Source organism: Pseudomonas sp. S2_F03 (genome assembly GCF_054668335.1).
In genome coordinates, this window is the sequence record NZ_CP162759.1 from 2946654 (window position 1) to 2962036 (window position 15383).

Annotated in this window: 11 protein-coding genes and 2 pseudogenes; 8 read left to right on the forward strand and 5 right to left on the reverse strand. The window is 59.6% G+C overall.

The features are described from left to right. Positions 1-119: 119 nt before the first annotated feature. Genes AB4N76_RS13905 through AB4N76_RS13925 form a run of 5 tightly spaced genes read right to left on the reverse strand, consistent with a single transcriptional unit; the run spans position 120 to position 5875 of the window. Positions 120-947: a class I SAM-dependent methyltransferase gene (locus tag AB4N76_RS13905; protein WP_046030847.1), complete on the reverse strand. Its 828-nt coding sequence runs from the start codon at positions 945-947 to the stop codon at positions 120-122. Continuing rightward, entirely contained in the window at positions 941-2098 is a 1158-nt protein-coding gene (locus AB4N76_RS13910) for an acyltransferase family protein (protein WP_046030849.1), read from the reverse strand. The genes AB4N76_RS13905 and AB4N76_RS13910 overlap by 7 nt, the downstream gene beginning before the upstream one ends. Beyond that, on the reverse strand, positions 2095-2988 hold the full coding sequence (locus tag AB4N76_RS13915; RefSeq protein WP_046030851.1) for a class I SAM-dependent methyltransferase: 894 nt from the start codon (positions 2986-2988) through the stop codon (positions 2095-2097). Before AB4N76_RS13915 ends, AB4N76_RS13910 begins: the two co-directional genes overlap by 4 nt. Next, positions 2985-4280 carry a glycosyltransferase gene (locus AB4N76_RS13920; RefSeq protein WP_077430986.1) on the reverse strand — a complete coding sequence of 432 codons (1296 nt, stop codon included), beginning with the start codon at positions 4278-4280 and terminating at the stop codon, positions 2985-2987. The genes AB4N76_RS13915 and AB4N76_RS13920 overlap by 4 nt, the downstream gene beginning before the upstream one ends. Next, a complete protein-coding gene (locus AB4N76_RS13925; RefSeq protein WP_046030856.1) occupies positions 4274-5875 on the reverse strand; it encodes a glycosyltransferase in 1602 nt (533 codons plus the stop codon). Before AB4N76_RS13925 ends, AB4N76_RS13920 begins: the two co-directional genes overlap by 7 nt. 405 nt (positions 5876-6280) lie before the next feature. Here AB4N76_RS13925 and AB4N76_RS13930 point away from each other — a divergent pair. The 8 genes and pseudogenes from AB4N76_RS13930 (at position 6281) to AB4N76_RS13965 (ending at position 15269) form a co-directional block, all read left to right on the forward strand. Beyond that, positions 6281-7196, forward strand: a pseudogene (locus AB4N76_RS13930) (GDP-mannose 4,6-dehydratase). Then, positions 7193-8163: pseudogene (gene gmd / locus AB4N76_RS13935) on the forward strand (GDP-mannose 4,6-dehydratase). Before AB4N76_RS13930 ends, gmd begins: the two co-directional pseudogenes overlap by 4 nt. Positions 8164-8166: 3 nt before the next feature. Then, positions 8167-9609: a mannose-1-phosphate guanylyltransferase/mannose-6-phosphate isomerase gene (locus tag AB4N76_RS13940; protein ID WP_046030864.1), complete on the forward strand. Its 1443-nt coding sequence runs from the start codon at positions 8167-8169 to the stop codon at positions 9607-9609. Continuing rightward, positions 9610-10407 carry an ABC transporter permease gene (locus tag AB4N76_RS13945; protein ID WP_046030866.1) on the forward strand — a complete coding sequence of 266 codons (798 nt, stop codon included), beginning with the start codon at positions 9610-9612 and terminating at the stop codon, positions 10405-10407. Continuing rightward, a complete protein-coding gene (locus AB4N76_RS13950) occupies positions 10407-11660 on the forward strand; it encodes an ABC transporter ATP-binding protein (protein WP_046030867.1) in 1254 nt (417 codons plus the stop codon). The genes AB4N76_RS13945 and AB4N76_RS13950 overlap by 1 nt, the downstream gene beginning before the upstream one ends. Beyond that, positions 11657-13024, forward strand: coding sequence for a glycosyltransferase family 4 protein (locus AB4N76_RS13955; RefSeq protein WP_046030869.1), 1368 nt, complete (start codon positions 11657-11659; stop codon positions 13022-13024). The genes AB4N76_RS13950 and AB4N76_RS13955 overlap by 4 nt, the downstream gene beginning before the upstream one ends. Next, entirely contained in the window at positions 13008-14138 is a 1131-nt protein-coding gene (locus tag AB4N76_RS13960; RefSeq protein WP_046030870.1) for a glycosyltransferase family 4 protein, read from the forward strand. Before AB4N76_RS13955 ends, AB4N76_RS13960 begins: the two co-directional genes overlap by 17 nt. Continuing rightward, positions 14139-15269, forward strand: coding sequence for a glycosyltransferase family 4 protein (locus AB4N76_RS13965; protein ID WP_046030872.1), 1131 nt, complete (start codon positions 14139-14141; stop codon positions 15267-15269). Positions 15270-15383 lie beyond the last annotated feature (114 nt).

Below are 15383 nucleotides of genomic sequence, written 5' to 3' on the forward strand. Positions count from 1 at the left end.
CGTTCGGCTGCGTAGCAGTCGTAAATCCTGAGTGTACGGTCTATCTGAAAAACCGCAGCGCCTGATTTTACGACTGCTTCGCAGCCGAACGCAGCCTCCGGCAGCTGCTACAGGGGCCTTTATGCTATCGGCTTACGGGCAATGATCACCTGACTTTTCGCCACGACTGCATCCAGTGCCTGCTTGATCTGTGCGCCGCGAGGCGAATTCAGAACGGCTTGCCAAGTGTCGGCCCAGTGGTTGAGCAGCGGATGGTCGGCATTGCTGAAATCGACCTTGGCCTCCCAGAACAGCAGCATCCACATCGACCAGTAAAAACCGTACTGGCTGTGGCTGAGCACTTCCAGGCCAGAATCGCTGACCATCGTCTTGAATTGTTCTTCGCTGATGATGCGAATGTGGTTGGGCTTCTGGAAATACTCCGGCGCGGCGATGTCCTTTTGCAGGTCTTCGGAGCTGGGGTGTGGAACGCTCAGCAAATACAGCGCGCCCGGCTTGCCGACACGCACCAGCTCAGCAAGGAACTGCGCCGGGTCGTCCACATGCTCGATGACCTCGGTGGACACCACGCGCGTGGCCGTCGCGTCGGCAATCGGCAGCGGGTTGCAGTCGGTGACGTGGCATTCGACATCCCGCGCCGGGGTGTCGCCGAGGCGCTGACGGGTGGCTTCGACCTTGGCCGCGTCGATGTCGGCGATGATGATTTTCGCCCCGCGCATGCCGCAGAAATGCACGTTGCCACCGTCACCACAGCCCACGTCCAGCAACGTGTCTTCAGCGGTTACCGGGAAGCCGGTGAACAGCTCGCCGGTTTGCTGATTGAACCAGCCGCTGAGCATCGCGTCGTGCAGGCCGAGCATGTAAGGGTCGACCTTCTCGATCTTGTCCGCCACCGGCTGCGCGGGAGCGGGTGTGGCCGCCGTGAGTTTCTTCAAAAGGCTCAGCATGAGGTAGCTCCAGAGGATGGGACGGCGGTTCGGGCGGTGCCCAGGCGTTTGACCAGCGAGGCACCACGGTTGCGCATGGGCATTTCGATGTAGCGATAGTTGAGTTCGCTCAGCAGCACGATCAGGCCGCCAGCCATCAGCAACATCAGAATCGGATGGCCAGCCGGACTGGGCAGCCCGGCAGCCTGTAGACGAAAAATGAACTCACGAACCAGCAAGTAGGCCGGGATATGGATCAGGTAAATCCCGTAGGAACGGCTGCCGACCCACGTCATCAGGTTCTTGAACACGCTGCGCGGCAACAGGTAATCGCGGTTGTAAGAGGCGATCCAGACCAGCACCGCACACAACACTGCAATCGCGCCGATCCGATAATGGGTGAAGGTGAAGCGATCAGTGGCCATGAAGCTGAGCAGCAGCGACACCGCGATCAGTGCGGCAACACCCGCCCATGGACGACGCAAGAATGTTGGCTCCCAGCGCAGGTAGGAAGGTTGCGCACTCCACATCGCCAACAGCACGCCAAGGGCCAGTGCATCGGTGCGAACCACCATCAGAATCGGTGTGCGCAGGGTGAACAATTGCACCGCGACCAGCGCCAGCAAGGCCCACACCAGGTGCTTGCGGCAGACCAGAATCAACAGCGGAAACAGCAAGTAGAACTGCTCTTCCAGCGACAGGCTCCAATACACAAAACTGGTGCCATATTCATAGTGAAAGAAGCTGTCGGCGAAGCGAAAGTTGGCGTATTGCGCCACGCCCGCAAGCGTCGCCTGCAGGTTGGCGTGCAGCGTTCCAAACGCCCCGGAACGATTTAAAAAGAGACAGGCCAGCAGCATCAACGCCAGCCACAACCAGGCTGACGGCAGCAATCGAAAGGCGCGGCGCAGCCAGAAATTACGCGTCTGCTGCCAGTATTCCTGACGCGTGCTGCAACCTTGCAACGCCGGGATCAAACTGCGGGCGATAACAAACCCCGAGATCGCGAAAAACAGATCGACGCCCCACCAGGGTTGACCCAATGCGGTGATGGTTTGCAGCAACGGCACCGAGGCGGCGAACAGGCTGTCTTGCAGGTGATGAAACAGCACGCCGAGCACCGCAATGCCGCGCAATAACTCGATGTCCATGATGCGCTTGTCATTGTTCATGCCGTCCTCCTGGACGTCGCATCGGCCTCAACCGGTTTGCGCGCGATGATCACTTGGCTCTTGGGCATGAACTGATCCAGCATTTGCTTGATCGCCAGGCCGTTGGGTTGCGCCAGCAAGTCCTGCCAGGTTTTCGCCCAGCTTTCCATCAGGGGCGGGTAAGGTGCCTGGATCCGGTCACGCACCGCGCCACCCAGATCCCGACCGGCGGCCCGCTCACTGGCCCAGAAAAAGATCATGCCCATCACCCAGAAAAATCCGGTGGCCTGACGATGTTCGATCACAAGACCGGCGTCCTCGACTAACGCGGCGAAGCGTTCAGCGGTAAAAATCTGTACGTGATTGGGCGCCTGGAAGTAGCCCGCAGGGGCGATACCCTTCTGCAAATGCTCACCGACCGGCGCAGGAACGCTTAGCAGATACAGCGCACCGGGCCGGCCCATACGCACCAACTCGGCCATGAACGGTTCCGGTTGCTCGATATGCTCCAGCACCTCCATGCACACGACTTTGCTCGCGCAACCATCGGCAAGCGGAAGTGGCAAGCTGTTGCTGACCAGACCGAGATTTGCTTTTTCCGACTGCGCGTCCACTTGCCGCGCCAAATCGCGGACCTTGTCGTGTTCACTGTCGGTGAAGATCACCGACGCGCCTTGACGCACCGCAAACAAGGTCGCGACACCTTCGCCGCAACCGACATCCAGCACGGTGTCGTCGGCAGTAATGGCAAAGCCCTTGAGCAATTCACCGCTGTCACCCGAAAACCAGCCGTCATGCATGGCATCGTGCAAGCCCACTTCTCTGGGCGAAACACGGGATGGCTCAATCGGCAACGGCGCGGGCTCGGGTTTCGTCTCTGCAAAGAAACGTCTGACCAATGCGCGAATCATGTTTCGGGGATTTCCACGGTGCGGGATTCGAACAGCCGATCAAAAAACCCTTTCAACCGCTGCTCGGCAGTGGCCTGGCTGCAGAATTTCTTGAGACTGGCCACGGCATGCACGGACATCTGTGCATAACGCTCGGAATCCCCCTTGGCCACGTCATAGCTTGATTGATAAGCCCGGCACAGCGACGCCCAATGGGTGACGTAACGCAAAGTCCGGAACGCCCTGCGCGGGTCATGAGGCCAGGCCGTCAGCTCATCGGTGGAGTCGATCAGGAATGCATTCTCGGCATCCAGGTAATCGATCATCGCAGTGGTCCGTGGCGCCACCGCCGGTTTGCCACAGGACATGAACTCCATCAGCGGCAGGCACTGGCCTTCACCGTAGGACGTGTTGACCACATAACTCGTAGCTTGCACCAACTGCTCATAGTCCGCGTCAGCCAGATAGCCGTAAATCAGCACGACCCGGCAGCGGTAAGACTGGTTTTTGTACAAGTGGTGAAGGATGTCGGTCAGCGCTGCTTCAGCATCGTGGTGCGTGAGTTTGAGCACCAGCGTTGCATCGTCCACCTCGCGAAACGTCACGCAAAAGGCACTGAGCATGTCTTCCCAGTTCTTGCGCCCGTCACCGGGGTTGAACACCGAGGTGTAAATCACGCCGTCGAGGACCAGTTCGTGTTCACTCGCAGGGGCCTCGAAATCAATCCCCACACCTTCACGCAATTGCGCGGGGCCGAAGGCTCGCAAGTCGAGTTCACGGCTGTCTGCCAGCAACCCCCTGAGCTTCAACCGCACCTGGCTGGCCAGGGGCTGACGTTGCAAGTGGGCGCCGCGCTCGGAAAACCGGTCCCACACCGGGGCCGGTACTGCAATGATCGGATAGTCGGCGCCCATTGCCTCGCGCACCGCATTCACGGTGTAGCTGGAATGCGTAATCGCCGCACCGCAGGCGCGCAACACGGTGCGCCAGTCATTGAGCGGGTCACCGGCAAAAGGTTCATTGGGGATGGTGCTGAACTCCCACGCGAATACCGGCAGCGTCGGGCAAGTGAAATTGACTGGCGTGCGATGCGGCGGCGAGAACGACAGGAACACGCACGCTTCACCACGGGACAAACAGTCCAGGTACAAGGCATCGACTTCGGTCTGCGGGTCGCTCACTTCCACCACTCGCCCCAGCCGTTCCAGCACGGGTCGGTATTCCTTGAGCACAAAGTAATAGCTGTACTCCGAGCGGCCAAGGTTCTGGGCAATGGTGTGCTGGTTGGTTTCCGAATGAATGATGATCAGCATGAGGCGTTATCCGTCACGGTTGCTGTCGGCAAGACCTGCGGCGCCAGCCCGAAAAAATCCGCCATGCGTTGCTGAACCGGGGCGAAAGCGCAGTAATCGTGCATGCGCTCGACCGCGGCGAAAGACATGCGCTGGTATTCCTGCGGTTGTTCCTTGGCCAGGCGGTAACTGTTTTCGTAAGCGATTTTCAGCGACCCCCAATCCGGTCGGTGGCGCAGGGTGCGGTAGATGATCCGGGTGTCCTGCGGCCAGATGGTCAGCTCTTCACTGGACTTGACCACAAACGCCACGCGCTCATCGATGTAGTCCTCCATGGCCGTGTGGTCCGGTGCGATCACCGGTTTACCACTGGCCATGAACTCCATCAACGGCAGGCACAGCCCTTCACAGCGCGAGGCATTGACGTAGTAACTGGCGGCTTCGTACAGCCGTGCGTATTGCGGATCATCCAGGTAGCCGTGCATGACCACGACCCGACAGGCGAACGGCGAGAGCTGCGCGAGCAACGTCATCAATTCGTCGTAGTAGGACGACAGGTCGCTTTGGGTAATCTTCAGCACCAGCGTCGCGTCAGCCGTTTCGCGGAACGCCCAGCAGAACGCGGTGATCAGTTGATGCCAGTTCTTGCGACCGTCACGCGGGTTGAACACGGTGACGTACACCACACCCTCAACCTGCGTTTCGACCTGGGCGGTGGTGTCCGGCCACTGTCGCGGTTCTGGCTCGGGCACTGCAATGGTCTGCGGGCCGGCGATGGCCGGCAACCAGTCGGCCAAACGTGCATGAGCAGCATCCGACAGCAGGTCGCGAATTCCTTCCCAATACCACTGGCTTAGAAGTTGAGTGCGATGCACCGGGACCGGCAGCGATTGACCTTTGTCCAGGCGCCACATATGCAGGTAATGGCGAGCAATCACAAAGCGGCGCTTGAGCGTCAGCGGCGGAGGTTTCAATGCCTCCAGTTCCGCTTCACGTGCGGCCAGTTCCTCGGCGGTCGGCTCGACAGGAATCAGTGCATCGGCGTTAAGCCCGAGGGTGCGCGTATCGAAGATGCAGCCCTTGATGTCCAGGGTCGAGCCGGCGTTGATCGGGACGCTGGTATGGCGACTACGGATGTCGGCGAAGTTTTCCCACAATGGCGTCGGTAATACCAACACCGGGAAGTCTTCACCCATGGCCCGACGAATGGCCCGGGCCGTGTGGCTGGAGAGCGTAATAACCCGCCCCTGCCGTGCCAACATGTGCGTCCAGTCCTGACGCGGATCGTTATCCCACTGTTCATCGGGAATCGAATCGAACTCCCAGGCCACCACGCAGATTGTCGGGCACTCAAGGTCGTTCGGGGTTTTCTGCGGCGGCGTAAAAGACAGGAACAGGCAGTCTTCACCCGCAGCCAACAGTTGCTTGTAGAGGGGATCGACCTCAGCGGTGGAGGACACCACATGCACCCGCCCAAGGCTTTCGAGCACAGGGCGATACGCCTTGAGCACGAAGTAGTAACTGTATTCAGGACGACCGAGGCTCTGACTGATCGAGCTACCGTTAACGTCCGAGTAAAGAATGAAATTCATGGCATCCCACGATGAAACCGCCATCCCGGCAGCTCCACTCTATGACGGCGAAGCCACGGATCGAGCGGCGTTCGCCAGTCCTCGCCCATCGTCTTCTTGCCCGTCTACGTTCTTGTTTTAATGGTCGGATTCGCGGGGTCTCGAAGCAACCCACACGAACGCCGGTTAATCGTGACGAGGGGCATTCTAAACACATCCATTGAGGATTCGTGAACCGCCCGGCGAGAATAAATCGGGCTACGCTAACGAGAACTGACCGGTCACGGTTGGACCTGTTGAAATTGCCGAGCAATTGGCACAGATTGGCTACCAAACAACTACAACAATGTGTTTCGCCTGTCTTTCGACCCTGCAATCCAACCGGTCTGTCAGACATCTCCGCAAAGCCTGTGGGGGAATGGACGAAATGAATGACCAAGGGGCCGCTGTTTGAAAAAGCGTCTGTTCGTTACGGGTCTCAGTGGATTCGTAGGACAACACATCCAATCCCGCCTGAACGCTGAGGCCTCGGAATGGGAGCTTCTGCCTGTCGCCACCCGTTACGATCTCGGTGAACCTGGCAGTCTCGAAGGCCTGTGGCCCGAGATGCCCGATGCGGTCATTCACCTGGCCGGCCAGACCTTCGTCCCCGAAGCCTTTCGCGATCCGGCACGCACGCTCAACATCAATCTGCTCGGCACCCTGAATCTGCTGCAAGCCCTGAAGGCCCGAGGTTTCACGGGTACGTTTTTGTACGTCAGCTCCGGCGACGTTTACGGCCAGGTCATCGAATCCGATTTGCCGATTACCGAGCTCCAGCCACCCTGCCCTCGCAATCCTTATGCCGTGAGCAAACTGTCGGCAGGAATTCCTCAGCCTGCAATGGGGCTTGAGCGAAGGTTGGCCCGTACTGGTCGCCCGCCCGTTCAACCACATTGGCACAGGCCAGAACGAAAGCTTCGTGATCGCCAGCGCTGCGCGGCAAATCAACCGCATCAAGCAAGGCCTGCAAGCCCCGCAACTGGAAGTCGGCGACATCGACGTCACGCGCGACTTCCTGGATGTAAACGACGTGATTTCGGCTTACCTGGCGTTGCTGGAAAAAGGCACGCCGGGACAGGTCTACAACATTTGCTCGGGGCGCGAGCAAAGCATTCGCAGTTTGATCGAGCAAATGGGGGACCTCGCCCAGGTCGACATGGAATTGATTCAAGACCCAGCGCGCCTTCGCCGCGCGGATCAGCGTCGCGTTTGTGGCAGCTCTGCCAAGCTTGCCCAGACCACAGGATGGACGCCTGAAACCACAACACAACAATCCCTGCGGGCGATCCTGTCCGACTGGGAGACACGAGTACGACAAGAATGACTAAAAGTGCACTGATCACAGGGATCACCGGCCAGGACGGCGCTTATCTGGCCAAACTGCTGCTCGACAAGGGTTATAAAGTCCACGGCCTGGTCGCGCGGCGCAGCAGCGATTCGCGCTGGCGCCTGCGTGAGATGGGGATCGAGGGCGACATCGTTTACCTGGACGGCGACATGGCCGACGCCTGCTCAGTGCAACGCGCGGTCATCAAGTCCGCCCCGGACGAAGTCTACAACCTGGCAGCGCAAAGCTTCGTCGCTGCCTCCTGGGACCAACCGGTCACCACCGGCATCGTCGACGGTCTGGGCGTGACGCACCTGCTCGAAGCCATTCGTCAATTCAGTCCGCACACGCGTTTTTATCAAGCGTCCACCAGCGAAATGTTTGGCCTGATCCAGGCCGAGCAGCAGGACGAAAACACTCCGTTCTACCCGCGCAGCCCGTACGGCGTGGCCAAGCTGTACGGCCACTGGATCACCGTGAACTACCGCGAAAGCTTCAACCTGCATGCCAGCAGCGGGATCCTGTTCAACCACGAATCCCCCCTGCGCGGCATCGAGTTCGTGACCCGCAAAGTCACCGACGCCGCCGCACGCATCAAGCAGGGCAAACAGCAGGAACTGCGCTTGGGCAACATCGACGCCAAACGCGATTGGGGTTTTGCCGGCGACTACGTCGAAGCCATGTGGCTGATGCTGCAGCAAGACAAACCCGATGATTTCGTGGTCGCCACCGGCATCACCACCACGGTGCGCGAAATGTGCCGGATCGCCTTCGAGCACGTTGACCTGAACTACCGCGACTTTGTGAAAATCGACCCGGCATTCTTCCGCCCGGCCGAAGTGGAGGTGCTGTTGGGCAACCCGGCCAAAGCTCAGCGCGTATTGGGCTGGAAGCCAAAACCGATCTGGATACCTTGATCCGCATGATGATGGATGCGGACATGAAACGCGTTGCCAAGGAGTAGGCCATGCTGATTCCTGTGATCCTCTCCGGCGGTGCCGGAACCCGTTTGTGGCCGGTGTCCCGCGAGGGCCATCCCAAGCCGTTCATGACCTTGCCCGACGGGCAGTCGTTGCTGGGTAAAACCTACCGGCGTGCAGCAGGCTTGCTCGATGGCCGGGGCGACATCGTCACGGTGACCAACCGCGACTATTACTTCCAGAGCAGGGATCACTATCAGGACGCGCAGCTAAGTCGTCATCGCGGCCACTTCATGCTCGAACCGACAGGTCGCAACACCGCCCCGGCGATCGCGGCGGCAGCACTTTCCCTGCAAGCGCTGCACGGCGACCAGGCCATTATGGTGGTGATGCCCGCCGACCATTTGATCGTCAATGAAACCGCCTTCCAGAGCGCCGTCGAACACGCGGTGGCGCTGGCCAAGGATGGTTTCCTGGTGACGTTCGGCGTGGTGCCGACGGCGCCAGAAACCGGTTTCGGCTACATCGAAACGGGCGCGGCGCTGGACGGCAAAGGCGCCGCCAAGGTGCAACGCTTCGTCGAAAAGCCTGACCTGCAAACCGCGACTCATTACCTGGAAAGCGGCAACTTCCTGTGGAATTCCGGGATGTTCTGCTTCTCGGTCGGGAGTGTGCTGGCGCAATTGCAGCTTCACGCCCCCGAGTTACTGGCGCAGACACAGTCCTGCATGACAGCGAGTCGCCCGGTAGAAACAGTCGGGTATCTGCAACAGGAACTGTGCCCGACGCTGTTCGCCGAAATTACCGACATCTCCATCGATTACGCCTTGATGGAGCGCTCCGACAAAGTGGTCGTGGTGCCCGCCGGATTCGACTGGAGTGACATCGGCTCTTGGGGCGCAGTGGCGGCATTGGTACCGGCGGATGCGCAAAACAACCGCGCCAGCGGCGATGCAGTGTTCGTCGACAGCCACAACAACTTTATCCAGAGCGAAGACCGGCTAGTGGCTGCCGTGGGTGTGGATAATTTGATCATTATCGACACCGCCGACGCGGTCTTGGTGGCCCATGCCGATCGCGCGCAGGACGTGCGCCGGGTGGCCAAGCAGCTCAAGGACAAAAAACACGAAGCCTATCGCCTGCATCGAACGGTCAGCCGCCCCTGGGGCACCTACACCGTGCTCGAAGAAGGCCCGCGCTTCAAAATCAAACGCATCGTGGTCAAACCCGGCGCCAAGTTGTCGCTGCAGATGCACCACCATCGCAATGAACATTGGGTGGTGGTCGAAGGCATGGCCAAGGTCACCAACAACGGCACCGGCACGCATCTGGTGGCCAAGAACGAGTCGACGTTCATTGCCGCCGGTCACAAGCATCGCCTGGAAAACCCCGGCGTGATCGACTTGGTGATCATCGAAGTGCAAAGCGGCGAATACCTGGGAGAGGACGATATCGTTCGCTTCGAAGACCAATACGGCAGGACGGTTTGAATGCTGCTTTCTTTGTACCGCTCGCTGTGGGGCTATCGAGGGTTCATCCTCGGTAGCGTCAAGCGAGAGTTCCAGGCGCGTTATCGCAATTCGCTGTTCGGTGCCTTGTGGACCGTGCTTAACCCGCTGTCGATGATCATCGTCTACACCGTGATCTTCTCCCACATCATGCGCGCCCGTTTGCCCGGGGTGGATGACGGCCTGGCTTACAGCGTCTACCTCTGCGCCGGGTTGCTGACGTGGGGTTTGTTCGCAGAAATCACTGTGCGCAGTCAGAACATGTTTCTGGACAACGCCAACCTGCTGAAGAAAATCAGCTTCCCGCGGATCTGCCTGCCGGTCATCGTGCTGTTCAACGCCGGCATCAACTTCGCGATCATCATCGGGCTGTTCCTCGGCTTTCTGTTGATCACCGGGCGACTGCCGGGCATGGCGCTGCTGGCGCTCATTCCCCTGTTGGCGTTGCAAGTGATGTTTTGTGCCGGGTTGGGGATGATTCTTGGCGTATTGAATGTGTTCTTTCGTGATGTCGGGCAATTTTTCGCCATTTGCCTGCAATTCTGGTTCTGGCTGACACCGATCGTGTACCCGATAAGCATCCTGCCCGAATGGGTGCAGCGCCTGCTGCAACTCAACCCGCTGACCAACCTGATGACCAGCTACCAGAACCTGTTTCTTTACGGCCAATGGCCCGTCTGGAGTTCGCTGCTGCCGATCATGATCGCCAGCGTCGTGTTCTTCGTCATCGGGCTGCGCCTGTTTCGACAGCGGGTCGGCGAAATGGTGGATGAACTCTGATGGGGCACATACGCGTCACAGGCCTGGGCAAGGCCTACAAGCAATACCCCAATCGCTGGAGCCGACTGGCCGAGTGGCTGATACCGTTTTCGCCGATCCGTCATCGCCAGCACTGGGTACTGCAAGACGTGGCCTTCGAGATTGCTCCCGGCCAATCGGTGGGCATCGTCGGGGTCAACGGCGCGGGCAAAAGCACCTTGCTGAAGATGATCACCGGCACCACCCAGCCCACCTGCGGCACCATTCAGCTCGAAGGCCGCGTCGCCGCCCTGCTGGAGCTGGGCATGGGCTTTCATGCGGATTTTACCGGCCGGCAGAATGCGGTCATGGCCGGGCAATTGCTGGGCATGCAGGTCGAAGAAATCGAAGCATTGATGCCCGAAATCGAACACTTCGCGGAAATCGGCGAAGCCATCGATCACCCGGTGCGCACCTATTCCAGCGGCATGCAAATGCGCCTGGCATTCAGCGTGGCCACTGCTCGGCGCCCCGACATTCTGATCGTCGATGAGGCGCTGTCGGTGGGTGACGCCTATTTCCAGCACAAGAGTTTCGACCGCATCCGCAACTTTCGCAAAGCCGGCACCACGCTGTTGATCGTGTCCCACGACCGCTCGGCGATTCAGTCGATCTGCGACTCGGCGATCCTTCTGGAAAATGGCCGCATGGCCATGCACGGCACGCCCGAAGCAGTCATGGATTACTACAACGCCCTGCTCGCCGAGCGTGAAGGCCAGACGGTACGTCAGGAAATGCTCTCAGGCGGCCAGGTCAGTACCATTTCAGGAACTGGCGAAGCCGGGATTTTGAAGGTGCGCCTGCTGGACGAACACGGCCGCTCCATCGATGCGGCCGAAGTCGGCCAGCCGGTGGTGCTGGAGGTGGACGTCGAAGTCCGCCAGGACATCGAACGGCTGGTGCTGGGCTTCATGATCAAGGATCGCCTGGGCCAGGCCATGTACGGGATCAATACCCATCGTCAGGATCAGGCACTCAATGACCTGAAGGCCGGGGAGCGTGTGACCTACCGTTTTGCCTTCATCATGGGACTGGGCAAGGGTAACTACTCGGTAGCCCTGAGCCTGTCCCGGCTGGATTCGCACCTGGACCGCAATTTCGAATGGCGGGACTACGGATTGGTGTTCCACGTGATCAATAACCGCCACGAAGACTTCGTTGGGTGCTCGTGGCTGGGGGCGAAAACGACCATCACCCGGTCCGCCGCGTCGCTGATTTCGGAAAACACACCATGACGCGCCTACTGGTTGAATGTACCCATGTATTCCAGCACCCCAAGGTCAATTCGGGCATCCAGCGGGTGGTTCGCAACGTCATCAATCAGCTACCGGAATCGGTCGACGGTGTTGAATGCATTCCGGTGGTGATGCTCAACGGAAAACTCTACCGAGTGCTGATGCTCGGTGCGCTGAACATCCCGTTTTTCGATGCCTTGATGATCTTTGGCGGACGGCTCGGGCGCCTGGCTCACCGTTTCTGGCAACTGCATCAACGCCTGCACAACCGCAGCCACTCGCGGGTGATCAAGCGTTTGCTGCACGTGGCCTACCGGGTGACAGCGGTCACCTGTTTCAGCCTTCCGCTGCGTGTGATCGAGGGCATCAACCAATATCAACTGCCCAAGCGTTGCACACCGCTGCAGCACCAGCCCGGGGATCAACTGGTGCTGCTGGATTCGTCCTGGCACACCGACTTTTTCCCGTTTGCCGAACAGCTCAAACGTGAAGGCGTGGGCATCGTTTCGGTGATTTACGACCTGATTCCCGTGACGCATCCGCAGTTTTACGACGCGCGGCTGGTGCAGGTGTTCAACGAGTGGTTCGACTGGATCAGCAAAACTGCCGATGGCTACGTGGCCATTTCCGCCACGGTGCGCGATCAGGTGCGTGAAGAATTGCAGCGCCGCCTGGGTCCGGCCAAGGCCAGTGAGTTGTGGTTCGATTATTTCCACCTCGGCTCCGAGCTGGACCTGAGCGAAGCCACGGCCGCCGTCGAGCCGCGCCTGACGCGCCTGTTCAAAACGCCGGAACCAGTGTTCCTGATGGTCAGCACCATCGAACCGCGCAAAAACCACGATTACCTGCTGGACGCTTTCGAACTGGCATGGGCGGCGGGTTCAAAAGCACAGCTGTGCATTGCCGGGCGAATTGGCTGGAAATGCGACGCTCTGCTCGCCCGGGTACGCAACCATCCGCAACTTAATCAACGCCTGTTCATGTTCAATGACCTGAGCGACACCAGCCTCGAACACGCGTACTCCAACGCCAGCGCCCTGGTGTTTCCATCCTGGGTCGAAGGTTTCGGTTTGCCATTGGTGGAAGCCATGCAGCGCGGACTGCCGGCCATGGGCAGCGATATTCCGATCTTCCGCGAAATTGGTGGTGAGTTCATGGCGTATTTCGACCTGGCCGAGCCGCAAACGCTGGCCGATCTGGTCGCACGCTTCGAAAGCAGCGGCCAGTTCCCGGCTGCCCGCGACGTGGCGGATTGGCACTGGATCGGCTGGTGTGAAGCCAGCGCGCAATTGGCCGAACACACCCTGCGCAATCTTATTGACGTGCCGCTCGTGCAAGAGAGGCAACATGCGAATTGCCCTTAATGCCCGAATTCTTCAGGCACCGCGTACCGGTATCGGCCACTACGTCGCCGAACTGGCAAACGCCCTTGCGAGTGAGCCGGATGTTGAACTGGCGTTGTTTCATGGCTGGGGTTGGAGCTCGGTGCTGCCTGAGGCGGCCATGCCCGGTTATTCCCGACTGACGCCGCTTCTGCGCCAGATTCCAGGGGCCTATCAGGCTCGGCGCTGGCTGGAGCAGAAGCGCTTCGATCAAGGTCGCGCGCAAGAAATCGACCTCTACCACGAACCGAGTTTGTGGCCACTGTCGTTCGACGGGCCGACGGTCATCACCCTGCATGACCTGACGCACCTGCACTACCCCGACACGCAGCCACCCGCGCGTTTGCGGGAAATCGAACGGCGCCTGGCCGACGGTGTACGCCAGGCGAGTCTGATTCTGACCGACTCGCAGTACATTGCTGACGAAGCCCAGGCACATTTCGGGTTACCGGCCGAGCGATTTGTCGTCGCCCCACTCGGTGTAGCTGCACGCTTTCACCCCCGGTCCCCCGAAGACATCGACACCGTACTCAAGGCCCATGGCGTCGAGGCGCGGGAATACTTCCTCTGTGTTGGCACCCTGGAGCCGCGCAAGAACCTGACCCTGGCCCTGCGCGCCCACGCCCGACTACCCGAATCGGTGCGTCAGCATTTTCCGCTGCTGATCGTCGGCATGGCCGGCTGGCAGCGCGAGCAGTTCAGCGAAGAACTGCATCAGTCCCTGGCCTGCGGGCATGTCTGTTTGCTGGGCTATCTGCCTGACGAGCATGTCGCGCAGCTATTGGCCGGCGCTCGGGCGTTGATTTTTCCGTCGCTTTACGAAGGTTTTGGCCTGCCGGTACTGGAGGCCATGGCCTGTGGCACGCCGGTCATTCTGACGCGACGTTCGGCCATGCCCGAAGTGGCAGAAACCGCGGGCAACTATATTGAGCCTGATGATCCCGACGGCTTGCGCGATGCAATGAGCCGTCTGATCGACGATCAAGCGCATTGGCAAGCATGCTCGGACGCCGGATTGCGACAAGCGAGGCTTTTTACCTGGAAACGCTGCGCGCACGTCACGGCCAGCGCCTACCGCCAGGCTATGGGAGGTTGAATGCGAGTTCTGCATTTTTTCAAGACATACCTGCCTGACTCGGTCGGCGGGATCGAACAAGTGATATTCCAGTTGTGCGAAAGCGGTGCCCAGCACGGCGTTGAAGGCAAGGTGCTGACACTCAGTGCCGATCCGACCACGCCGGTGGTGCAGCTTGGTCATCACGAGGTTCATCGGGCGAAGCTCGACATTCAGTTCGCCTCCACGGGATTTTCCTGGAGCGTCTTCAAACAGTTTCGCGAGTTGGCGGCCGAGGCCGACGTGGTCAATTACCACTTCCCATGGCCGTTCATGGACCTGGTGCATTTCGCCAGCGGCCTGAACAAACCGAGCGTGGTGACGTACCACTCGGACATCATTCGCCAGAAACACCTGCTCAAACTTTACCGCCCCTTGATGAACCGCTTCCTGAACAGCGCTGACCGGATCGTCGCGGCGTCGCCTAACTACTTGCACACCAGCGATGTGTTGCAACAGTTTCAGGACAAGACCCGCGTGATCCCCTATGGCCTGAACAAGGCAGGTTATCCACAGCCTGACAGCCGTCGAATGGACCATTGGCGGCAAAAGCTTGGGGATAAGTTTTTTCTGTTTGTGGGGGTGATGCGCTACTACAAAGGTTTGCACATCCTGCTCGACGCCTTGAAGGACCTGGATTACCCGACGGTGATTGTCGGCGCCGGCCCACTGGAAACAGAACTTCACGCCCAGGCCGCCGCGCTGGGTTTGCGCAATATTCATTTTCTTGGGCGTCTGGGCGACGAAGACAAAGTGGCGCTGCTGCAACTGAGCTACGCCATCGTGTTCCCGTCCCACCTGCGTTCCGAAGCGTTCGGCATCTCGCTGCTCGAAGGCGCGATGTATGGCAAACCGATGATCTCCAGCGAGATCGGCACTGGCACCAGCTACATCAACATTCACAACGAAACCGGGCTGGTGGTCCCGCCGAGTCATCCACAGGCATTCCGCGAGGCGATGCGCACGCTGTGGGAAAACCCGACGCGTGCAGCAGAAATGGGCGTGAAGGCTGAGGCGCGTTATCGGCAGCTGTTCACCGCGGACGAAATGGGCCGCAAGTGGACCGAGTTGTACGAAGAGCTGCTGGAAGAAAAGTCCCTGTCCTACGCCTGATTGCTGATTGCTGTTGTGGGAGCCGGGCTTGCCCGCGATGGCGGTTTAACATTCAACATTGATGTTGACTGACACTCCGTCATCGCAGGCAAGCCCGGCTCCCACAAGAATTTG